This is a genomic window from Brevinematales bacterium (assembly GCA_026415355.1).
Lineage (GTDB): Bacteria > Spirochaetota > Brevinematia > DTOW01 > DTOW01 > SKYB106.
Window position 1 is genome coordinate 286 of record JAOAHF010000065.1, and the last position, 370, is coordinate 655.

Annotated in this window: 1 protein-coding gene; it reads left to right on the top strand. The window is 34.1% G+C overall.

What is annotated here, in order from left to right:
• Positions 1–45 precede the first annotated feature (45 nt).
• Positions 46–370: hypothetical protein (locus tag N2712_08070; protein ID MCX8029933.1), on the top strand; the 325-nt coding region annotated here is incomplete at its 3' end.

Below are 370 nucleotides of genomic sequence, written 5' to 3' on the forward strand. Positions count from 1 at the left end.
ATCGAATTTCTTGTTGATAAAGATCATAATTTCTACTTTATGGAAATGAATACAAGGATTCAAGTTGAGCATCCAATAACTGAAGAAGTAACAGGGAGAGATTTAATTAAGTTACAAATAGAAATAGCAGCTGGGAAAAAATTGGACAAAAAAGTTAGTAAACCAGTAGGACATGCTATTGAGTGTAGAATAAATGCGGAAGATCCTGAAAATAATTTTAGACCCTCACCAGGTGAAATTACCGGTTTTCATCTTCCAGGTGGATATGGAGTAAGAGTTGATACACACTGTTATGCTGGTTATAAAATTCCACCAAATTATGATTCTCTAATTGCAAAATTGATCGTTTACGCACCTGACAGAATAAGCG